Genomic DNA, 20,314 nt, shown 5'->3' with positions numbered 1-20,314 from the left:
TGAGGATGCGAGCGATCAGCCAGGACGCCCTGGGCGGACCCGAGGTGCTGAAGACGGTGGAGCTGGACCGGCCCGAGCCCCGGCCCACGGAGGTGCTGGTGCGGGTGCACGCGGCCGGGGTCAACCCGGCCGACTGGAAGACGCGGACGACGGGGGGACACCTCGGATCGCCGCCCTTTGTGCTGGGCTGGGACGTCTCGGGCGTGGTGGAGGCCGTGGGGCTCGGGACCACGATCCACAAACCGGGCGACGAGGTGTTCGGGATGCTGCCGTTCCCGTTCGGCAACGGGGCCTACGCCGAGTACGTGACCGCGCCCGCGCGGACCTTCGCCCGCAAGCCCGCGGCCGTCGACCACACGGGTGCGGCCGCGATCCCGCTGGCCGCGCTGACGGCCTGGCAGGCGCTGGTCGACACCGCCGGGACGCGCTCCGGCGACCGGGTGCTCGTGCACGCGGCGGCGGGCGGTGTCGGGCACTTCGCCGTGCAGATCGCCAAGGCGCGCGGCGCGTACGTGATCGGCACGGCCAGCGTCGCCAAGCACGAGTTCCTGCGCGGGCTGGGGGCCGACGAGCTCATCGACTACCGGAGCGTGGACTTCGCCGAGGCGGTCCGGGACGTGGACGTGGTCGTCGACACGATCGGCGGCGAGTACGGCCCGCGGTCGCTGCGGACCCTGCGGCGGGGCGGGGTGATCGTCTCGCTCACGCTGTCGCTGCTGGACCCGGGCCTGCACGCGGCCGCCGCCGAGCAGGGCGTCCGCTCGGAGGCCATGCTGGTGGAGCCGGACCACGCGGCGCTGCGGGCCCTCGCCGCGCTGGTCGGCGCCGGACGGCTGCGACCCGAGATCGCGGCCGTCATGCCGCTGGCCGACGTGGCCAAGGCCCATGAGCTGGGCGAGTCGGGCGGCACCACCGGGAAGATCGTCCTCACGGTCGCGTGAGGTCACGGCGGTCGTGTCGACCAGCCCGGAGGCGAGCCCGGTGTCCTCCTCGGTGGCGCCCGGCATGGCCAGGCCCGCGGACCTGTGGCTGGGTTCTGTCGGGGGCGAGGCGTATACAGGGGGAATGAGCGACAGGCCATCGACGGAAGACTTCCTCAGGCTGGCCGACCCCATGCGCCGGGAGCTGCTCGCGCACTGTTACCGCATGACGGGATCGGTTCACGACGCCGAGGACCTCGTCCAGGAGACCTATCTGCGCGCCTGGCGCGGCTACGACGGGTTCGAGGGGCGCTCGTCCCTGCGCACCTGGCTCTACCGCATCGCCACCACCGTCTGCCTGACCGCGCTGGAGGGCCGGGGGCGCCGGCCGCTGCCCACGGGGCTGGGCGCGCCCAGCTCGGAGCCGGCCGCGCCGCTGACGCAGCGGCCGGAGGCGCCGTGGCTGGAGCCGGTTCCCGACGGCATGGTGGGGGCCGGCGCCGACGACCCGGCCGCGATCGTGACCTCGCGCGAGAGCATCCGGCTGGCCCTCATCGCGGCCCTGCAGCACCTGCCGCCCCGGCAGCGGGCCATCCTGGTGCTGCGCGACGTGCTGCGGTGGCGGGCCGCCGAGGTGGCCGAGGCGCTGGAGACCACGACGGCCGCCGTCAACAGCGGCCTCCAGCGGGCCCGGGCGCAGCTCAACGACGTGTCACCGAGCCTCGACGACCCCGCGCCGCCGCTGCCCCACGAGCAGCGGGAGCGGCTCGACCGCTACGTGGCGGCGTTCGAGAGCTACGACGTGGCGGCGATCGTGGAGCTGTTCACCAAGGACGCGGTCTGGGAGATGCCGCCCTACACCGGCTGGTACCAGGGGGCGGAGCAGATCGGACGGCTCATCGCGGTCAACTGCCCGGCCGAGCGGCCGGGCGACCTGCGGCTGGTGCCGATCGCGGCCAACGGCCAGCCGTCCTTCGCGGTGTACTTCCGCCAGGGTGACACCTATCACGCGTTCTCGTTGATGGTGCTGACGCTCGCCGCCGACGGAATCCGCCACGTGGGGATGTTCTTCGACGTCGGGCTCTTCGACCCGTTCGGGCTTCCGCACTCGCTGCCCGCCCCGGAGCAGGCTTCCGCCGGAAAGTAGAACGAGTTACAGTCTGCTCCGGAGCATCGTTCTGGAGGCGACTGTGGGCACACCGGTGATCGTCGAGGCCGTCCGCACCCCCATCGGCAAGCGCGACGGCTGGCTGTCCGGGCTCAAGCCGCAGCAGGTCCTCGCCGCCGCCCTCACCGGGCTGGTCGAGCGCTCCGGCATCGACCCGGCCGCCGTCGGCCAGGTCTTCGCCGGCTGCGTGACCCAGGCGGGCGAGCAGGGCGGCCACGTGGGGCGCTACTCCTGGCTGTACGCGGGCCTGCCGTACCAGACGGGGGTCACCACGGTCGACGCGCAGTGCGGGTCGTCGCAGCAGGCCGTGCACCTCGCGGCGGCGATGGTCCGGGCCGGCGTCATCGAGGTGGGCGTGGGGTGCGGCGTCGAGGTCATGAGCCGCGCACCGCTCGGCAGCAACGTGCTGCCCGCCAAGCCGCGGCCCGACGACTGGAGCATCGACCTGCCCGACCAGTTCACCGCCGCCGAGCGCATCGCCGCGCGGCGCGGGCTGACCCGGGAGCGGCTCGACTGGCTGGGGGCGCGCTCGCAGCAGCTCGCGGCCAAGGCGTGGGCCGACGGCCGGTTCGAGCGGGAGATCGTGCCGGTCGGCGACGTCCGCAGGGACCAGGGGCTGCGCGAGACCACCACCGAGAGCCTGGCCCGGCTCAAGCCGATCCTGGGCGAGGACGCCCTGCACACCGCCGGCACCTCGTCGCAGATCTCCGACGGGGCCGCCGCGGTGCTGGTGATGAGCGAGGAGGCGGCCCGCGCACACGGTCTGCGCCCGAGGGCGCGCATCCTGGCCCAGGCGCTGGTGGGTGCGGAGCCGTACTACCACCTCGACGGGCCGGTGGAGGCGACCGCGAAGGCCCTGGCCATGGCCGGGATGTCGATCGGCGACATCGACCGGTTCGAGGTCAACGAGGCGTTCGCCGCGGTCGTGCTGTCGTGGGCGAGCGTCCACGAGCCGGACTTCGACCGCGTCAACGTCAACGGCGGCGCCATCGCGCTCGGCCACCCGGTGGGCGCCACCGGGGCCCGGCTGCTCACCACGGCGCTGCACGAGCTGGAGCGCTCGGACTCGTCCACGGCTCTGGTGTCGATGTGCGCGGGCGGCGCCCTGGCCACGGCCACCATCCTCGAACGCGTCACGTGACCGTACGAGCGACCGTACATGCCAAGCGTCACGCACGTCGCCCGTCGACGGAGGAAGCCCCAGGGGCTGGGTCCGGATCCACGGCCCCTGCCGGGCGGCATCCCCACCGCCGCCTACACCGCCGACACGATCGCCCGCCGACTGCACGGCAAGGCGGTCAACCGCCAGCCCGCCTCCGCAGGTAGTAGGCGTACGTGGCGGCGGCGAGGGCCAGGCTCCACGGCAGCCAGAACAGTCCTGGAAGGAACGTCCCCCAGTGGCTCGCGGATATCGTGATCTGCCCGGCGGCCCACCACAGCCACAACCTGGCCCCAGCCTGGATCAGCAAGATGGAGGCCGCCGTCGCCGGGACGACGGCGAACCAGATCGGCACTCGCCTGCCGCGCAGGAAGGGAATCCAGCGCGGGAAGACCTCACCCCAGCCCTGAACCAGCCCGAGTGTCAGCACTGCCCCCGCCACGCACAGTCCTCCCAGCACGAACTCCGAGGCCCCGGGGTCCACGACCAGATAGTCGGCCGGCACTCCAAGCGGGATGCCCAGCCCCCACGAGATGCGCGAGATTCCGTACGGCAGAGCCAGCATGGCCGCCGCGTAGGTGGCCCACCTCCCCCACCGCCCGGGGCTCACGTCGCCGCCGCGCGTGTTCCAGACAACCAGTGCCCACAACCCTCCGCCCGCGATGCTGAACAGCATGAACAGCAGTGGCCAGTCCCACAGCTTCGTGTATCCCATGAACAGGTAACCGAAGTTCTGGATCACCCGGACGTCGGGAACGGCCACCAGCAACGCGACGGCAAGCAGCGCTCCGACCGCCCTCGGCCACTGTGTCCATGGCGCGCGGGCCAGCACCACCGCGGCGGCCACACCGAGCACCCCGGCCACAGCGAAGATCGCGCCGGTGGTGCCCGGCTCAGCGGTGGCGAAGAACGAGCCCATGTCAGAGCCGCGAGGATCACTGCTCCCCAGGGGGAACGAACTGCCTTCGACCGCCCAGTAGGCGCCCACCAGTCCGAGAGCCAGCGACCAGACGCCCGCGACCACCGGAAGCTTTGCCATGACTTCCCTGGAGGAGACCGCTTCGCCCGCCAGCTTCTTCGCGGGGAAGGTCATGCTGCCCTCACAGGAGCCGAGATCATGTCCGCCGCCTTCGCGATGTAGGACCCTGGCAGATCGGCGAGGAGGCCGACGTCCTTCGCCGCAGGAAGAGCGTTGACCGCTTGCGCCGCCAGGTCGCGGCAGTAGGCCAACGTGTCGTCGACGATGCCGGTGTCTCGGACCCGGGCCAGGATCGTCTCGGCATCGCCGTCGAGCAGATGGGGGTCTGCATCCCTGGCCCGCAGGAGTGGCAGGGTGTAGACGCTCTGACGCACGTCGTTGCCCGCCGGCTTGCCCAGCGTCTCGCTCGAGAGCGTCAGATCCAGCAAATCGTCCAGGATTTGGAAGACAAGGCCGAATTTCTCGCCGTAGACGGCCATCTTGGCGCGCTCCTCCGAGGAAGCCTTGGCACAGAGCGCGCCCACCAGACAGCTCGCCCTGAACAGCGCGGCCGTCTTGCCGGTGATCGACCTGAGCGCCGACTCCTCGGTGCGGTCGCGGTTGAACTGGTCGACAGCCTCCAGATACTGGCCCTCGGCCAGCTCCACCGTCGTGGCGGCCAGCACTTCGGCCACCGGCTTGGACACTGCCGTGATGGCGGCCAGCCCGGCCCTGGCGAGCAGGAAGTCGCCGATCACCAATGCCTTGCCCTGGCCGAGTGTGGCGTTGAGCGTTGGGGTGCCCCGCCGCTGCGAGGCGCCGTCCATCAGGTCGTCGTGGATCAGCGATGCGGCGTGGATCAACTCGATGCACGCGGCGGCGGTGACAGCCCGCCGATCGGCTGGCTTGCCGAACGCCAGCATCGTGCCCAGCGTCAGCGCGGGACGCAGGCGCTTGCCGCCGGCCTGGATGATCCGCTCCGCACCGGCGTTGATTCCCGGCAGCGCGGATGATCCGCCCAGCCGCTCGATCCTGGACTCGACCTTACTCAGCCCTGCGACGATCGCAGGGTGGGTCAGCAGACGTTCCATGAGACCTCCCAGTTAATGACCGGGTGGACATTAGCATCCTAATGACCACCTGTATACTTCCTTGGGTGCAGAAGAAACGACTCCGCGATCCCGAGGCCCATCGCGCGGCCATCCTTCAGGCAGCGCGGGGCGCCTTCGCGGAACTCGGCTACGCCAAGGCCACCATCCGCGAGATCGCGCGGCGTGCCGGAGTCACGCACGGTCTGGTGATGCGGCACTTCGGATCCAAGGAGATGCTCTTCGTCGCCGCCATTCCCGGACCGAAGCCGGTGGACGAGCTCGAGCCCGGGACGCCGGAGACGCTCCCGGAACGCATGGCGAAGGCCTACGTCACGCGGATGGAACATCCGGCCAACGACGATCCGTTCCTCGTGCTCATCCGCAGTGCAGCGTCCGGCGATCGGGCGGCCGAGGATCTGTTCGCCACCATGCGCCAGCCCATCCAGAATGCCTACGGCCCTGTCGTTGACGGATTGGACGCCGAGGGGCGCATCGACCTGATGGGCGCGCTGCTCATCGGAGTGACGTTCAACCGCTACCTGCTGAAGTCAGGCGCTCTGGCCGAGATGCCGTCCGACGTGCTGATCGGACATCTGGCCCGCACGCTGCGTGCCATCCTGTTCAAGTGAGGCGCTGGAGCAGCAGGGGATCGCGTGAGCGACAGGGACCGTCCAGCGAGGAGGGCTCCGCCCGGCGGCGCCAGATGCTGGAACCACATGAGGAAGCTTGATCGCCATGCCCCCACTCTTTTCCAACCAGTGATGATCGTGGATCACCTGCGAGGGGGAAGCAGCTCCCCCGCAGGAGTGAGATGACCCGGCTGTCGCCGGAGGAGCACCTGCGCTGACAGGGAGACCGCAGCGTCACGTCACAGCAGAACTGTTGGCCGGCGGCTCATCACGGCAGGGCCGCTGACCAGCGCCATCTCGCAGCCGGGCCGCCGACCAGTGCTGGATCGCGGCGGCGGGGGCACCGGTTGGCGACCGGCGCCGTGACGCCCCAGCGCGGCCCGTCATCTCCGGATGTGTCACGTTAGGTGCCGCAATCCCTTTCGGTGCTCCGTTCCGTCCGCCACACTCGTTCCACGCTCACGCACGACGGGGGACCGACCATGAGAAAGACCCGGCGCAGGCCGTACGCCGAGCAGCGCCCGCAGGACCTCGGCGGCGGGGTGTGGAGCGTGCCGGTGCCGATCCCCGGCAACCCGCTCGGCTACACCCTCGTCTACGCGATCGAGTCGCCCGAGGGCCCGGTCCTGGTCGACGCGGGATGGAACCACCCCGACGCGTGGGAGGCGCTGAGCAGCGGGCTCGGCACGCTGGGCATGGACGTGGCCACGGTGCGGGGCGTGGTGGTCACGCACTTCCACCCCGACCACGCCGGCCTGGCCGGCCGGGTGCGGGAGGAGTCGGGCGGCTGGATCGCGATGCACGAGGCGGACGCGGCGCTGGTCAGGCTGATCCGCGGAGCCGGCGACGGTGAGCAGCAGGCGTTCCAGGCGGACATGCTCAAGCGGGCCGGAGCCGACGCGGGCGACCTGGAGGCGGTCGCCGCCGAGCGCCCGCTGCCGCCGGCGCAGCCGGACCGGGAGCTGGCCGACGGCGAGCTGATCGACCTGCCGGGCCGCAAGCTGCGGGCCGTCCACACGCCCGGCCACACCCCGGGCCACATCTGCCTGCACCTCGAGGACGCGAACCGGCTCTTCACCGGTGACCACGTCCTGCCCGACATCACCCCGCACATCGGCATCTACCCCTACGACCGTGACGACGTGGACCCGCTGGGCGACTTCCTGGCCTCGCTGGACCGGGTGGGCGAGCTGGGGCTCCTGGACGCTCTCCCCGCACATGAATGGATATTTCCGGATGTGGCAGCGCGGGCGGCCGAGATCCGCCACCATCACGAGGACAAGCTCGCCCGGCTGGCCACGTCGCTGGCCGAGCGCGCGGAGCCGCTGACCATCTGGGAGACCGCCGCGATGATGACCTGGAACCGTCCCTGGGACGCCCTGGGGCCCATTCTGAGAGGCATGGCCGCCGGGGAGGCCGCGGCGCATCTCCGGACGCTGGAGGCCCGGGGCTCCATCAGGCGCGTCCAAGGAGTCGATGCGGTCCGCTTCCAGGCCATAGAATCCTAGACATCCGATGTCTAGGGAGAAAAGCGTGGCGGTCACCGACGCGGCCATCGACAAGATCAAGCAAATGATCCTCTCCGGCGAGCTCACCCCCGGGGACCGGCTTCCCAAGGAGGCCGACCTCGCCGAACGGCTCGGCCTGTCACGCAACTCGCTGCGCGAAGCCGTCCGCGCCCTCGCCCTGATCAACGTCCTCGACGTACGGCAGGGCGACGGCACGTACGTCACCAGCCTGGAGCCCAGGCTGCTGCTCGACACCATGTCGTTCGTGCTCGACCTGCACCGCGACGACACCGTGCTGCAGTTCTTCGAGGTACGCCGCATCCTGGAGCCGGCCGCCACCGCGATGGCCACCAAGCTCATGACGGATGACGAGATCGACGAGCTGCGGGTGATCCTGGAGTCGCTGCCCGCCGAGCCGACCGTCGAGGAGCTGGTGGCCAACGACCTGGAGTTCCACCAGCGCATCGCCCAGGGCTCGGGCAACACCGTGCTCTGCTCGTTCATCGAGAGCCTGTCCGGGCCGACCACCCGGGCGCGCATCTGGCGCGGCCTGACCCAGGAGGGCGCGATGGAGAAGACCCGCGAGCAGCACACCGCGATCTACGAGGCCATCGCCGCCCGCCAGGCCGACGTGGCCCGCTCCTGGGCCACGGTGCACGTGGCGGGCGTCGAGTCCTGGCTCCGCAAGGCCCTGGACTGACCGCTGTCAGCCCGTGCCCACGTCACCGTCCCACGGATCCTCGAGGGTCGGAGATGATCGCCGAACCCCAGGTGCCGCGATGGTTGGGATTGCCGCCAGGCTACCGATCTCCTCGACCCACATCACGATCGGCTCGATCGCAGACCGTCACCGCTCCCCATCGGATGCACCGGACCCGTCAACCGCTCAGAACACCCTCTCGGTCAGCTCTCGGGATGCCCTGCCCTGCGGCCGACGTGGCGCCAGAACTGGCGTTTGCCCTCCTCACGTACGGCCAGGCCCAGCCTCGCCAGCTCCTGCCGTAACTGCTCGGCGTCGTCACCGTCACCCTTCTCCAGCGCGCGGGCGCGGGCCCTGAGGTAGGCGTGGGCGGCGTCGGTCAGGTCGGGGTGGCCGTCGGCCCAGCGCCGGAACTCCTCGCGGTGGGGATCGCCCTCGGCCCGCCACGGATAGCCGTGGGCCATGAAAGCCTCGGCCAGCGGGCGCGGCCGGGGCAGGTCGCCGCCCTGCCGGACCAGCTCCTCGGTGTCGTGACCGAGCAGCACCAGTTGCTTGGCGTCGAGGAAGGCCACGGCGACTGCGGAGCGCGGCAGCTCCTGCCGGGAGCTCCGGTGCGCGATCGACACCCGGTGGTCGTCGATGACGATCTTCACGGTGTACTCGTCGGCGATCGCAGCGAGCACGAGACCAGCGACGACGCCCACGACGACCGCACCGATCGTGAACGCCGTCGGCGGAATCGACTCGATCAGCCGTAACGGCCCCTCGAACGGGGTCCAGGGCAGTGACGCCGCCCAACCGGCGACGTACCGCAACAACCAGCCGGCCCCGGCGCCCAGCAGCGGGGCCCCGACCCAGACGACGACTCGGTCCCCCGGCGTCGGCAGGGTGGTCGCGTCCGGCGAGGACGGGTCACCGGATGGCATGGGCCGTGCTCCTTCCGTCGTGAGCGGCTCATGAACGACCGCCACGGAAGGGGACGGACGACCGGCGCCCCCGTTGTCCCTGGCGTCCGTCGTCCCTCGGCGTCGTTCTCCGCAGCAACCGTAGCCGCGCACGGGTGACCGGCCCTCATCCGAAAGTATCGGCCGTGCGCGACTTTGGTCGTCGGCACCTCCCGCCCCGCCGGCGCCACCTGCGAGCAGTGCGAGCCGGGCGGCCGGGGGTAGGAGGCCCGTGTGGCCGACAAACTCGAGCGATACCGGAGCAAACGCGACCCCAGCCGCACCCCCGAGCCCGTACCCGCAGAGCCGCCCGAACGCCCCGAGCCGCCCGAGCGGCCCGAGACCCGCGACGGCGACAGCGACGGCACCGCGTTCGTGATCCAGGAGCACCACGCCCGCTCCCTGCACTGGGACCTGCGGCTGGAGCACGACGGCGTCCTCGCCTCGTGGGCCATCCCGAAGGGCCTGCCGGCCGACCCGGCCGTCAATCACCTGGCCGTCCACACCGAGGACCACCCGATGGAGTACCTCACGTTCCACGGCGAGATCCCGGCCGGCGAGTACGGCGGCGGCGCGATGACGATCTGGGACCGGGGCACGTACGAGACCGAGAAGTGGTCGGACCGCGAGGTCAAGGTGGTGCTGCGCGGCTCCCGCGCCTCGGGGCGGTTCGTGCTGTTCCAGACGGACGGCAAGAACTGGATGATCCACCGGATGGACCCGCCGGCACGCGACCCGTTCCCGCCGCTGGAGCCCATGCTGCCGGTCGAGCGCGCCCGGCCGCCGCGTGACGAGGAGGAGTACGCGTTCGAGTTCGCGTGGGGCGGCCGGCGGACACTGGTGCCGATCGACGGCGGGCGGACGGACGCGGCCCGCGAGTACCCGTGGCTGCGTCCCCTGGCCGCATCGTTCGGCAGCCGCAGCGCGGTCCTCGACGGCGAGGTGGTCACACTGGGCGGCGCGGAGGTGCTGGTCTGCTACGACCTGCTGTACGACGACGGCCGCTCGCTGGTGGCCGAGCCGTACACGGCCCGCCGGGCGGCGCTGGAGGCGCTCGGCCTGTCGGCGGCGCGCTGGCAAACGGCCCCGTCGTGGCCCGGCCAGGCCGCGCCGGTCCGTCAGGCCGCCCGCGAGCAGGGCCTGCCGGGGGTCGTCGCCAAGCGTCTCGACACGCCGTACGACCCGGGCCCGTCCAAGGCATGGCTGCTCCTCCCCTCTACCAAGCCATGACGTGGAGCGACCAACACGCCGCGATCATGGCGACCAACGTGTCAGCAACCATACGGCCGGCATGTCAGCACCAGCACGACCAACATGTCAGGCGGGTATGTCATCCTGGGGAAATGGTCAACACTCCTTTGGGCACCGTGATCCCCAGGCGTGCTGAGCGGGCGGTGAGCGAGGCGCTGTCCGACACACGCGTGGTGCTGATCAACGGAGCGCGCCAGAGCGGCAAGAGCACGCTGGTGAGAGGAATCGCCAAGGGCGTCGCCGCGGAGTGGCGTGACCTTGACGATCCTGTCGCCCGTCAGGCCGCGGTCTCGGATCCGGGTGGGTTCGTGGACTTCCCGCAGCTCATGGTCGTCGATGAGATCCAGCGGGTTCCCGAACTGCTGCTGGCGATCAAGGCCCAGGTCGATCGCGACCCGCGCCCGGGCCGTTATCTGCTGACGGGCTCGTCCCGGCTGCTCGGCCTTCGCGATCTGCCGGACACCCTTCCGGGCCGGATGGAGACCATCGAGCTGTGGCCCTTCTCGCAGGGCGAGATCGACGGCACGGCCGACGGATTCGTCGACGCCGTGTTCGCGCGGGGATCGGAGTTGCGTCACACGACCGGCGTGACTCGGGCCGATTACGCCGCGCGTCTCGTGCGAGGCGGGTTCCCCGAGGCCGTTGCCCGGCCAGTAGCGCGACGGAGTCAGCGTTTCTTCGACTCGTACGTGGGTGATCTGATCGCCCGGGACATCCGCCAGCTGTCCGAGATCGAGCGATCAGGTGAGATGCGTGCGCTGTTGCGCATGCTCGCCGCCCGCTCCGGGCAGCTTCTCATGGTCAACGGGCTGAGCAATGAGTTGCAGCTGTCGGCGAGCACCGTCCACCGGTACCTCGCCCTCCTGGAAGAGGTCTTCCTGGTCAAACGTATCCCCGCGTGGTCACGTAACGTGGGGAACCGCGCGGTCGCGGCTCCCAAGCTGGCCTTCGTCGACTCCGGCATCGCGGCGAACCTCCTGGGGGCGGACGCGGGCGGCCTGGTGCGGCCCGGGAGCGCGTTCGGCCCGCTGCTCGAAGCGTTCGTCCTCATGGAGCTCGGCCGGCAGCTCACCTGGGCCGACGAGCGAGTGGGCCTCTTCCACTACCGGACCAAGGACAAGGTCGAGGTCGACGCCGTCCTCGAGAACCGGCAGGGCCGCGTGGTGGGGATCGAGGTGAAAGCGGCGTCGACCGTACGGGCTGAGGACTTCCGGGGACTCAGGCACCTGGCCGACCGGCTCGGCGACGACTTCGTCACCGGAGTGGTGCTGTACACCGGCGACCAGACCTACTCCTTCGGCGATCGGATGCGGGCGATGCCGGTGAGCGCGCTGTGGGAGGTGGGATAGGTCATACTCGTCGCATGCTCATCTCGGACATCTCCCCCCATGACGACCCCTTCGGCCAGGAGCTGCTGGACCTGCAGCACGCCGCGTACGCCGTGGAGGCGCGGCTCATCGGCGACGACCGTATCCCGCCCCTGCACGAGACCCTGGACGCGCTGCGCGCCGAGCCGCTGACCTGGCTGGGCGCGTTCGACGAGGACGGGCGGCTGGTGGGCGCCGTGGCGTGGGAGGAGACGCCGGACGAGGTGGACGTCAACCGGCTGATCGTGCACCCCGACGCCCATCGGCGCGGCATCGGCCGCGCGCTGGTCGAGGAGGTCTTGACCAGGGCGGCCGGCCGTGGGGTCGTGGTGTCGACGGGCCGCGACAACGTGCCCGCGCGGACGCTGTACGAGCGGCTGGGGTTCCAGACGCGGGGCGAGCGCGAGGTGATCCCGGGGCTGTGGATCGCGAGCTACGCCCTCACCGCCTGACCGTTTCAGGGAGCAGACCGTTTCAGGGAGCAGACCGTTTCAGGGAGCAGGGGGCAGCAGGCCCTCCGTCTCCAGCTCCGACCACAGGTCCTCCGGCACCGGGCGGTCCCACAGGGCGGCGTTGGCTCGGACCTCCTCCGGGGAGCGGGCGCCGAGCACGATCGAGGCCACCGCCGGGTGCCGCAGCGGGAAGGCCATCGCCGCCTGCGGGAGCGGCACGCCGTACGAGTCGCAGACCTGGGCGAGGCGGCGGGCCCGGTCGAGGACGGCGGGCGGCGCCGGGGCGTAGTCGAAGGTGCCCGAGGGTCGCGCGGTGGCCAGCACGCCGCTGTTGAACACCCCCGCCGCGAGCACTCGCACGCCGCGTTCCGCGCACGCCTCCAGCAGCGGCAGCCCCGACTGGTCGAGCAGGGTGTAGCGGCCGGCCAGCATGACCACGTCGACGCCGGTCTCCTTCACGAACCGCAGCGGCGCCTGCCACTGGTTCATGCCGACCCCGACGGCCTTGACCACGCCCTGGTCGCGCAGCTCGGCCAGCGCCGGGTAGGCGTGGGCCAGCGCCTCCTCCATGTGGTCGTCCGGGTCGTGGATGAGCGCGATGTCCACGGCCGGCAGGCCGAGCCGCTCCAGGGAGTCCTCCAGCGAGCGGCGCACGCCGTCGCGCGAGAAGTCCCAGACCCGGACGTGGTCGGCGGGCACGTCGAAGCCCTGCTCGTCGTGCCCGTCCCCGCCGGACGGCACCAGCAGCCGGCCGACCTTGGTGGACAGCACGTACCCGGTACGGCCGGCGAGCGCGGCCCCGAGGCGGCGCTCCGACAGGCCGAGCCCGTAGTGCGGAGCCGTGTCGAACAGCCGGACCCCGCTGTCCCAGGCGGCGTCGACCGTGGCGCGGGCCTGCTCCTCGCTCACCGCCTCGTACAGCCCCGCGATCGGCGCCGCGCCGAACCCGTATCGCGGTAACGCGTTCATGTCATCTCCCATACCAGTGGGAGCCCGCCGGAGCCCTTGTCGAAGTCTCCGTCGAGCAGCCGGTTCATCCTGGCCTGCCATGCCTGGTCGGCGGGGTGGTCGCGGAGGGCGGCCTGCAGGGCGGCGTAGTCCTCGACCTCCACGAAGTGGAACAGGTCCAGGCCGTCGCGGTAGATGCGCCACGAGCGCACCCCGTGCTCGCGCATGGCCTGCTCCAGCTCGGCCGGGATCTCGGCGTGCTCCCGGTCGTAGATCTCCTCGCAGCCCGGTCTGAGCCGGGTGCGCAGGGCGAGCCGTTCCATCAGTCCTGCGCCTTTCCGCCCGCGATCCGGCTGATGATGAGCGCGATCAGGATGATCCCGCCGTACACGACCGGCTGCCAGAAGCCGGAGACGCCCTTGAGCGTGAGGATGTTCTGCACCAGGCCGATCACGAGGACGCCGGTCAGCGCGCCGAGGATCGTGCCCTTGCCGCCGTCCATGCTCACGCCGCCGATGACCGCCGCCGCGAAGACCATGAAGATCCAGCCGACGCCCTGGTTGGAACCGATCGCGCCGAGGCGGCCCGTCTCCAGCACTCCGGCGAGCGCCGCGAGCGTGCCGCCGAGGATGAACACGCCCCACAGCACCCGGTCCACGCGGATGCCGGCGGCCCGGGCGGCGTCGATGTTGCCGCCGATGGCGTACAGGGAGCGGCCGATCCGGAAGTAGGCGAGCCCGGCGATGCCGGCCGCGAACAGCACCCCGGCGATCCAGATGGCGGCCGGCAGGCCGAGCCAGACGGCGCTGCCCAGGTAGAGGATCGAGTCGGGGAGCTCGAAGAGCGTCTTGCCCTCGGTCGGGCCGAGCTGGAGCCCGTGCACGATGATCAGCATGGCCAGCGTCACGATGAACGCGGACAGCTGGAACTTGACGATCAGCCAGCCGTTGAACGCCCCGATGGCCGCCCCGACCAGCAGGCAGAGCGGGATGACCAGCCCGCCGGGCAGGCCCAGGCCGAACCCGCCGGCCGAGGCCGGGATCGCCAGCATGACCGCGATCGCGGGCGCCATGCCGACCGTCGACTCCAGCGACAGGTCGAACTTGCCGGCGATCAGGATCATGGCCTCGGCCAGCACCAGCAGGGAGATCGCCGCCTGCTGCTGGAGCACGTTCGTCAGGTTGCCGCTCGTCAGGAACGTCGGGTCCAGGAACGCGCCCACGACGAGCAGGATGAGGATCACCGGGACCAGGGTCAGGTCCCGGAGCCGGGCGAGCCGTACCCGGGGGGTCGGCGACGCGGTCAGTGTCGTCACTGTTCAATGCCTTCCATCACGGCCACGAGCTCGTGGTCGGTCCACCCACGCGGCACGTCCTTCACGACCCTGCCGTGGAACATCACCAGCACCCGATCGCAGACGCGCAGGTCGTCGAGGTCGTCGGAGACGAGCACGGCTCCCGCGCCCCGCTCGACCGCGTCCTCGACGGCGCCGAGCAGGGCCTGCTTGGCCTTGACGTCGACGCCGGCCGTCGGGTTGATCACTACGAGCGCGGACGGCCCGTCGACCAGCGCCCGCGCGAACACCACCTTCTGCGCGTTGCCGCCGGACAGGTCGCCGACGGGCTGCTCGGGTCCTTCGGTCTTGATGTCCAGGTCGCCGATGAGCTGTACGGCCCGGGCCCGCTGCCTGGACGGGGAGATCGTGCCGAGGCGGCCGAGCTTGCGGGCGACGGGGATGGTGGTGTTCTCGGCCACCGACAGCAGCGGCACGAATCCCTCGTGGTGGCGGTCCTCGGGGACGAAGCCGAGCCCGGCGCGCAGCGCGGACGGCACGTCGCCGGGGCGGACCCGGACGCCGTTGACCGTGACCGTGCCGGTGTCGGGGCGGCGCAGGCCGACGAGGGTCTCGGCGAGCCCGACCTTGCCGCTGCTGGCCGAGCCGGCCAGGCCGACGACCTCGCCGGACCGGACGGCGAGGTCCACGTCCCGGTAGCGGCCGCCGAGCGACAGGCCCTCCCCCGCGAGCACGACGCGCTCGCCGGCCGTACGGGAACGCGCCTCGTAGGCGACCGTGGCCTCGCCGGTCATGGCGCCCACCAGCTCGTCGTGGGGGAACCCGGCGACGGGCCGCGTGACGATGTGCCGGGCGTCGCGGAAGACCGTGACGCTCTGGCAGATCTCGTACACCTCGTCCAGATGGTGCGAGATGTACATCATCGTGACGCCCTGCTCGCGCAGCGACCGCATGCGGGTGAACAGCCGGTCGATGGCCGGGCCGTCGAGGCGGGCGGTCGGCTCGTCCAGGATGATGAACCGGGCGCCGAACGACAGCGCGCGGGCGATCTCGACGAGCTGGCGCTGCTCGACGCTGAGGTCGCCGGCCAGCGCCTGGACGTCGACGTCCACCTCGTACGTGTCGAGCAGCTCGCGGGCCCTGGCCCGCAGCGCCCGCCACCTGATCAACCCGCTGTCGGTCTGGCGGTTGAGGAACAGGTTCTCGGCCACGGTGAGGGCGGGGATGATCGTGGACTTCTGGTAGACGCAGGCGACGCGCCGCCGCCACGCGTCACGGTCGGCGAGGGCCGGCGCGGGCTCCCCCGCGAACAGCACCTCGCCCTCGTCCGCCGGCTGCAGGCCGGTGAGGATCGACACCAGCGTGGACTTGCCGGCGCCGTTCCGGCCGACGAGGGCGTGCGTCTCGCCCTCGGCGATCGCGATGCTCGCGCCGTTCAGGGCCACGGTCGGCCCGAAGCGCTTCACGACATTTCGCGCTTCAACATGATATTTCATCACTTGACCTGATTGCCCCAGAGATTCTTGTCATCCACGTTGTCCTTCGTCACCAGCGGGGCCGGAAGCTGGTCCTCCAGGCCGTTGGGAAGCTGGATGATCGAGCTGTCGTGGTCCGTCGCGCCCGGCTTGAAGGTCTTCCCCTCGGTCGCCGCCTTCGCGTAGAACATCGCGTACTTCGCGTACAGGTCGGCCGGCTGCGAGACCGTGGCGTCGATCTCGCCCTTGCGGATCGCCTCCAGCTCCTCCGGGATGCCGTCGTTGGAGATCACGAAGACGTGCTTGGGGTCGCTCGGCGGGACCAGCAGGCCCTTCTGCTTGAGCACCTGGAGCGTCGGTGCCAGGTGGACGCCGCCGGCGTGCATGTACACACCCTTGATGTCCGGGTTCTGCTCCAGGCGGGTCTGCAGCATGGACGCGGCCTTGCTGCCCTCCCACTCCGTCGGCTCCTCGAACACCGTGATCCCGGGGAACTTCGTCTTCATGCAGTCGCGGAACGCCTCGGCCCGGTCACGGCCGTTGATCGAGCTGAGCGAGCCCATGAGCTGGACGACCTTGCCCTTGCCGCCCAGCTTCTCGCCGAGGAACTCGCAGGCCTTGGTCCCGTACGCCCGGTTGTCGGCGCGGACCACCATGTAGACCTTGCCCTTGTCGGGACGGGTGTCCACCGAGACGACCGGGATCTTCTTGTTCTCCAGCGTCTGCAGGGTGGTGGCGATCGCGCCGGTGTCCTGGGGGGCCATGACGATCGCCTTGGCGCCCTGGCCGACCAGCGCCTGGACGTTGCTGACGAGCTTGGCCACGTCGTTCTGCGAGTTGGTGGGCTGCATCAGGTCCACCTTCTGCTCGGCGGCCATCTGCGGGACGTACTTGATGTAGGAGTTCCAGAAGTCGGAGTCGGCGCGCGGGTAGTCGACGCCGACCTTCCCACCGCCCGCCGCGCCGCTGCCGGTGGTGGACGTTGTACTGGAGCCGCACGCGGCGACGACCGCCATGAGGGCCGCGCCGGCGACGACCGGGCCGAGCTTCATCGTGGAGAGCCACCTTCCTCGGGCTGGGCCGGTCCCCCGCTGGGGCCGGCCCTGGATTGCTGTCTTCAGTTCGAGGGCCCTGCGTTCCCTCAGGTGGCGGGGCGCAGCCGCAGCCCCTGCATGCCTCCGTCGACCGCGAGCGCCGTGCCCGTGGTCGAGCTCGACTCGGGGCTCGCCAGGTACGCGATCGCGGCGGCGACCTCCTCGGCGGTGACCAGGCGGCCCATCGGCTGCCTGGCGTTCAGTGCCAGGCGTTCCGCCTCCGGGTCGTCGGCCGCGTCGAGCAGCCGGCCCACCCACGGGGTGTCGGCGGTGCCGGGGTTCACACAGTTGACGCGGATGCCCTCACGGACGTGGTCGGCGGCCATCGCCAGGGTCAGCGACAGCATCGCCCCCTTGGTGGCGCTGTAGAGGGCGCGGTTCGGCAGGCCGGCGGTGGCGGCGATGGAGCAGGTGTTGACGATCGCCGCGTGCTCCGACCTGCGCAGGTACGGCAGCGCCGCCCGGCTCACCCGGACCATGCCGAGCACGTTGACGTCGAAGACCCGCTGCCACTCGCTGTCGGGGTTGTCCTCGACCGTCCCCTGGGCGCCGATGCCCGCGTTGTTGACGACCACGTCGATGCCGCCGAGCCGCTCGGCCGCCTCGGCGACGGCCGCGCGTACCTCCGCGTCGTCGGTGACGTCCACCTTGACGCCGACGAACGGATCGCCAGGAGGGTTGAGGTCGAGGCACGCGACCTTCATGCCACGCTCGGCCAGCAGGGTCGCGGTGGCCAGGCCGATGCCGGACCCGCCGCCTGTCACGATCGCTCTGAGACTCATGCGTCCTTCCAGACCTCGCCGTCGGGGAAACTGTGGGCGGCGATCGACTCGGGACGCATCTCCGCGCTGAAGCCCGGCGCGGAGGGCGCGCGGTACCTTCCGTTGTCGATCACGACCGGGTCGATGAAGTGCTCGTGCAGATGGTCGACGTACTCGATCACCCGGTCGTCCATGGAGCCGCTGACCGCCGCGTAGTCGAACATCGACAGGTGCTGCACCAGCTCGCACAGCCCCACCCCGCCCGCGTGCGGGCAGACCGGGACGCCGAAGCGGGCCGCGAGCAGCAGGATGGCGATGTTCTCGTTGACGCCGCCGACCCGCGCCGAGTCGATCTGCAGGTACGAGATGGCGTCGGCCTGGAGGAGCTGCTTGAACACGATGCGGTTCTGCACGTGCTCGCCCGTGGCGACGGGGATGGGCTTGATGCCCTCGGCGATGGCGGCGTGGCCGAGCACGTCGTCGGGGCTGGTCGGCTCCTCCACCCAGTGGGGGTTGAACTCGCCGAGCGCCTTCACCCAGGCGATGGCGGAGGCGACGTCCCAGCGCTGGTTGGCGTCGATCGCGATCGGGTAGTCCGGCCCGCACACCTCGCGGGCCACGCGGAAGCGGCGCACGTCGTCGGCCAGGTCGGCGCCCACCTTGAGCTTGATCTGCCGGAAGCCCTGGTCGAGCGCCTCCTTGCAGAGCCGCCGCAGCTTGTCGTCGTCGTAGCCGAGCCAGCCGGGCGAGGTGGTGTAGGCGGGGAAACCGTCGCGCCGGAGCGTCTCGATGCGCTCACGCTTGCCGGCCTCGGCCCGCCTGAGGATCTCCAGGGCCTGCTCCGGCGTCAGCGCGTCGCTGAGGTAGCGGAAGTCGACCAGGTCGACGATCTCCTCGGGGGTCATCTCGGACAGCAGCAGCCAGACCGGCTTGCCCGCGCGCTTGGCCTTGAGGTCCCACAGGGCGTTGACCACGGCGGAGATCGCCATGTGCATGACGCCCTTCTCGGGGCCCAGCCAGCGCAGCTGCGAGTCGTTGACCATCTCCTTGTAGAGCGCGCCGAGGTCCTCGGCGTCCCTGCCGATGACGTACGACCTCAGCGCGGTGATCGCGGTGGTCTGCACGTCGTTGCCGCGCCCGATCGTGAACGCGAACCCGTGGCCGGAGAAGCCGTCGTCGGTCCTGAGCACGACGTAGGCGGCGGAGTAGTCGGGGTCGGGGTTCATCGCGTCGGAGCCGTCCAGCTCGCGCGAGGTGGGGAAGCGGATGTCGTGCGTCTCCATCTCCACGATCCGGTACGGCCGCGCCACCGCGCCCGTGGCCCCCGTGACGTCCCCCGTCATGCCTGCCCCACCGTCTGCCGCTGCCGGCCGAGCCCCTCGATCTCCAGCTCCATGACGTCGCCGGCCCTCAGGTACGGCTGGCCGGGCATGCCCATGGCGACGCCGGCCGGAGTGCCGGTGTTGATGACGTCACCGGGTTCGAGCACCATGAACCGGCTCAGGTAGCGCACGATCTCGGCCACATCGAAGATCATGTTCTTGGTGTCGCCGTCCTGGCGCAGCTCGTCGTTCACCCACAGCCGCAGCGCCAGGCTCTGCGGGTCGGGGATCTCGTCGGCGGTCACCAGCCACGGCCCTAGGGGGTTGAACGTCTCGCACGACTTGCCCTTGTCCCACTGGCCGCCGCGCTCAAGCTGGAACTCCCTCTCGGAGACGTCGTTGGCCACCGCGTACCCGGCGACGACGTCGAGCGCCTCCTCGCGGCCGTCCAGGTAGCGGGCCCGCTTGCCGATGACGACCGCGAGCTCCACCTCCCAGTCGGTCTTCACGCTGCCGCGCGGCACCAGCACCTCGTCGTACGGCCCCACCATGGTGTTGGACGCCTTCATGAACACGACGGGCTCGGCCGGCACGTCGGCGCCCGACTCGGCGGCGTGGTCGCTGTAGTTGAGGCCGATGCAAACGATCTTCCCCGGACGCGCGATCGGCGGCCCCACCCGCAACCCCTCACCGACGACGACGGGCAGCTCGTCGCGCTCCAGCGCCTCGCGGACGCGGGCCACTCCCCCGGAAGCGAGGAAAGCACCGTCGATGTCGGGCTCTCCGATGTCACGCAGGTTGCCGGCGTCGTCCATCACCACCGGCCGCTCCTGCCCGACAGGTCCTACTCGCAGCAGCTTCACACCGCATCCTTCGTCCATACATCGGATGTCTATAGCTCTGATGCTGCTGGGCAGGGTGGGGAGATGTCAAGCCTTCCTGGCGCGATACATCGGATCCGTGGCGCGAAATATGCCGACGTAGCACCCGAAGTCCCCCAGGACGAGATCGGAGTACCCCGGAAGATCGCCCGACCGGACGGCTGAGACATCGGAGGAGGACGGGCCCCGAGCCCGGCCTGCACGGCGTATCCGTGCGGCCCGGTCATCGGATGGCTTCTCCGATGCGCCCTCCCGCCAAGGAGTCCACGGGAGGGCCCGCGCCTTGTCGCCCCTCGCCACGGCGTTCCCCGCCGCCGAGCGGACAGATCGAGACGGCCAAACACCCGATGTCTCATACCCGCCGGGGGAAGCTGTGAAGCGCGGGTGGCCAT

General features: G+C 70.9%; 20 protein-coding genes. 9 read left to right on the top strand and 11 right to left on the bottom strand.

Features of this window, described 5'->3' with window-relative positions; translation table 11 throughout:
• The first annotated feature begins 5 nt into the window (after positions 1-5).
• The 3 genes from AB0H64_RS04295 (at position 6) to AB0H64_RS04285 (ending at position 3,229) form a co-directional block, all read left to right on the top strand.
• Positions 6-941 carry an NADP-dependent oxidoreductase gene (locus AB0H64_RS04295; protein ID WP_357620782.1) on the top strand — a complete coding sequence of 312 codons (936 nt, stop codon included), beginning with the start codon at positions 6-8 and terminating at the stop codon, positions 939-941.
• A gap of 124 nt (positions 942-1,065) precedes the next feature.
• Positions 1,066-2,067: a sigma-70 family RNA polymerase sigma factor gene (locus tag AB0H64_RS04290; protein WP_357619960.1), complete on the top strand. Its 1,002-nt coding sequence runs from the start codon at positions 1,066-1,068 to the stop codon at positions 2,065-2,067.
• Between the two features lie 43 nt (positions 2,068-2,110).
• On the top strand, positions 2,111-3,229 hold the full coding sequence (locus tag AB0H64_RS04285; protein ID WP_357619958.1) for a steroid 3-ketoacyl-CoA thiolase: 1,119 nt from the start codon (positions 2,111-2,113) through the stop codon (positions 3,227-3,229).
• Positions 3,230-3,386: 157 nt separating this feature from the next.
• Here AB0H64_RS04285 and AB0H64_RS04280 read toward each other — a convergent pair whose 3' ends face one another.
• Both AB0H64_RS04280 and AB0H64_RS04275 read right to left on the bottom strand, forming a co-directional pair.
• Positions 3,387-4,286, bottom strand: coding sequence for a hypothetical protein (locus tag AB0H64_RS04280; RefSeq protein ID WP_357619956.1), 900 nt, complete (start codon positions 4,284-4,286; stop codon positions 3,387-3,389).
• Between the two features lie 50 nt (positions 4,287-4,336).
• Positions 4,337-5,296, bottom strand: a complete 960-nt coding sequence (locus AB0H64_RS04275) for a polyprenyl synthetase family protein (RefSeq protein WP_357619954.1) — start codon at positions 5,294-5,296, stop codon at positions 4,337-4,339.
• A gap of 65 nt (positions 5,297-5,361) precedes the next feature.
• Here AB0H64_RS04275 and AB0H64_RS04270 point away from each other — a divergent pair, with 65 nt between their 5' ends.
• The 3 genes from AB0H64_RS04270 to AB0H64_RS04260 all read left to right on the top strand — a co-directional run bounded on the left by AB0H64_RS04270 (position 5,362) and on the right by AB0H64_RS04260 (position 8,133).
• A complete protein-coding gene (locus AB0H64_RS04270) occupies positions 5,362-5,925 on the top strand; it encodes a TetR family transcriptional regulator (RefSeq protein ID WP_357619952.1) in 564 nt (187 codons plus the stop codon).
• Positions 5,926-6,407: 482 nt separating this feature from the next.
• Positions 6,408-7,433, top strand: a complete 1,026-nt coding sequence (locus AB0H64_RS04265) for an MBL fold metallo-hydrolase (protein ID WP_357619950.1) — start codon at positions 6,408-6,410, stop codon at positions 7,431-7,433.
• A gap of 7 nt (positions 7,434-7,440) precedes the next feature.
• Entirely contained in the window at positions 7,441-8,133 is a 693-nt protein-coding gene (locus tag AB0H64_RS04260; protein ID WP_357619948.1) for a FadR/GntR family transcriptional regulator, read from the top strand.
• Between the two features lie 203 nt (positions 8,134-8,336).
• Here the strand turns inward: AB0H64_RS04260 and AB0H64_RS04255 are convergent, their stop codons facing one another.
• Positions 8,337-9,059, bottom strand: a complete 723-nt coding sequence (locus AB0H64_RS04255; protein ID WP_357619946.1) for a hypothetical protein — start codon at positions 9,057-9,059, stop codon at positions 8,337-8,339.
• 252 nt (positions 9,060-9,311) lie between these two features.
• Between AB0H64_RS04255 and AB0H64_RS04250 the strand changes: the two genes are divergently transcribed.
• From AB0H64_RS04250 to AB0H64_RS04240, 3 genes are all read left to right on the top strand, one after another.
• Positions 9,312-10,307 carry a DNA polymerase ligase N-terminal domain-containing protein gene (locus AB0H64_RS04250; RefSeq protein WP_357619944.1) on the top strand — a complete coding sequence of 332 codons (996 nt, stop codon included), beginning with the start codon at positions 9,312-9,314 and terminating at the stop codon, positions 10,305-10,307.
• A gap of 113 nt (positions 10,308-10,420) precedes the next feature.
• Complete coding sequence (locus AB0H64_RS04245) at positions 10,421-11,677, top strand: ATP-binding protein (protein ID WP_357619942.1); 1,257 nt, start codon at positions 10,421-10,423, stop codon at positions 11,675-11,677.
• Positions 11,678-11,691: 14 nt separating this feature from the next.
• Positions 11,692-12,147, top strand: a complete 456-nt coding sequence (locus AB0H64_RS04240) for a GNAT family N-acetyltransferase (RefSeq protein ID WP_357619940.1) — start codon at positions 11,692-11,694, stop codon at positions 12,145-12,147.
• Between the two features lie 39 nt (positions 12,148-12,186).
• Here the strand turns inward: AB0H64_RS04240 and AB0H64_RS04235 are convergent, their stop codons facing one another.
• From AB0H64_RS04235 to AB0H64_RS04200, 8 genes are all read right to left on the bottom strand, one after another.
• Positions 12,187-13,116, bottom strand: coding sequence for an aldo/keto reductase (locus tag AB0H64_RS04235; protein WP_357619938.1), 930 nt, complete (start codon positions 13,114-13,116; stop codon positions 12,187-12,189).
• Complete coding sequence (locus AB0H64_RS04230) at positions 13,113-13,418, bottom strand: L-rhamnose mutarotase (RefSeq protein WP_357619936.1); 306 nt, start codon at positions 13,416-13,418, stop codon at positions 13,113-13,115. Before AB0H64_RS04230 ends, AB0H64_RS04235 begins: the two co-directional genes overlap by 4 nt.
• On the bottom strand, positions 13,418-14,410 hold the full coding sequence (locus tag AB0H64_RS04225) for an ABC transporter permease (protein WP_357619934.1): 993 nt from the start codon (positions 14,408-14,410) through the stop codon (positions 13,418-13,420). The genes AB0H64_RS04230 and AB0H64_RS04225 overlap by 1 nt, the downstream gene beginning before the upstream one ends.
• Positions 14,407-15,855, bottom strand: a complete 1,449-nt coding sequence (locus tag AB0H64_RS04220) for a sugar ABC transporter ATP-binding protein (RefSeq protein ID WP_357619932.1) — start codon at positions 15,853-15,855, stop codon at positions 14,407-14,409. Before AB0H64_RS04220 ends, AB0H64_RS04225 begins: the two co-directional genes overlap by 4 nt.
• Positions 15,856-15,884: 29 nt before the next feature.
• Positions 15,885-16,916: a sugar ABC transporter substrate-binding protein gene (locus AB0H64_RS04215; RefSeq protein ID WP_357619930.1), complete on the bottom strand. Its 1,032-nt coding sequence runs from the start codon at positions 16,914-16,916 to the stop codon at positions 15,885-15,887.
• Between the two features lie 89 nt (positions 16,917-17,005).
• Complete coding sequence (locus AB0H64_RS04210; RefSeq protein WP_357619928.1) at positions 17,006-17,740, bottom strand: SDR family oxidoreductase; 735 nt, start codon at positions 17,738-17,740, stop codon at positions 17,006-17,008.
• Positions 17,737-19,062, bottom strand: a complete 1,326-nt coding sequence (locus AB0H64_RS04205) for an L-fuconate dehydratase (RefSeq protein WP_357619926.1) — start codon at positions 19,060-19,062, stop codon at positions 17,737-17,739. The genes AB0H64_RS04210 and AB0H64_RS04205 overlap by 4 nt, the downstream gene beginning before the upstream one ends.
• A complete protein-coding gene (locus tag AB0H64_RS04200) occupies positions 19,059-19,904 on the bottom strand; it encodes a fumarylacetoacetate hydrolase family protein (RefSeq protein ID WP_357619924.1) in 846 nt (281 codons plus the stop codon). Before AB0H64_RS04200 ends, AB0H64_RS04205 begins: the two co-directional genes overlap by 4 nt.
• Positions 19,905-20,314 lie beyond the last annotated feature (410 nt).

Source organism: Nonomuraea sp. NPDC050733 (assembly GCF_040654215.1).
Lineage (GTDB): Bacteria > Actinomycetota > Actinomycetes > Streptosporangiales > Streptosporangiaceae > Nonomuraea.
This window is presented reverse-complemented; position numbering and strand designations above follow the sequence as displayed.

Coding starts and splice junctions, on each gene's coding strand:
- AB0H64_RS04230 (WP_357619936.1), bottom strand. CDS start 13,418: ATGGAACGGCTCGCCCTGCGCACCCGGCTCAGACCGGGCTGCGAGGAG.
- AB0H64_RS04260 (WP_357619948.1), top strand. CDS start 7,441: ATGTCTAGGGAGAAAAGCGTGGCGGTCACCGACGCGGCCATCGACAAG.
- AB0H64_RS04205 (WP_357619926.1), bottom strand. CDS start 19,062: ATGACGGGGGACGTCACGGGGGCCACGGGCGCGGTGGCGCGGCCGTAC.
- AB0H64_RS04265 (WP_357619950.1), top strand. CDS start 6,408: ATGAGAAAGACCCGGCGCAGGCCGTACGCCGAGCAGCGCCCGCAGGAC.
- AB0H64_RS04215 (WP_357619930.1), bottom strand. CDS start 16,916: ATGAAGCTCGGCCCGGTCGTCGCCGGCGCGGCCCTCATGGCGGTCGTC.
- AB0H64_RS04210 (WP_357619928.1), bottom strand. CDS start 17,740: ATGAGTCTCAGAGCGATCGTGACAGGCGGCGGGTCCGGCATCGGCCTG.
- AB0H64_RS04290 (WP_357619960.1), top strand. CDS start 1,066: ATGAGCGACAGGCCATCGACGGAAGACTTCCTCAGGCTGGCCGACCCC.
- AB0H64_RS04245 (WP_357619942.1), top strand. CDS start 10,421: ATGGTCAACACTCCTTTGGGCACCGTGATCCCCAGGCGTGCTGAGCGG.
- AB0H64_RS04240 (WP_357619940.1), top strand. CDS start 11,692: ATGCTCATCTCGGACATCTCCCCCCATGACGACCCCTTCGGCCAGGAG.
- AB0H64_RS04295 (WP_357620782.1), top strand. CDS start 6: ATGCGAGCGATCAGCCAGGACGCCCTGGGCGGACCCGAGGTGCTGAAG.
- AB0H64_RS04255 (WP_357619946.1), bottom strand. CDS start 9,059: ATGCCATCCGGTGACCCGTCCTCGCCGGACGCGACCACCCTGCCGACG.
- AB0H64_RS04235 (WP_357619938.1), bottom strand. CDS start 13,116: ATGAACGCGTTACCGCGATACGGGTTCGGCGCGGCGCCGATCGCGGGG.
- AB0H64_RS04280 (WP_357619956.1), bottom strand. CDS start 4,286: ATGGCAAAGCTTCCGGTGGTCGCGGGCGTCTGGTCGCTGGCTCTCGGA.
- AB0H64_RS04275 (WP_357619954.1), bottom strand. CDS start 5,296: ATGGAACGTCTGCTGACCCACCCTGCGATCGTCGCAGGGCTGAGTAAG.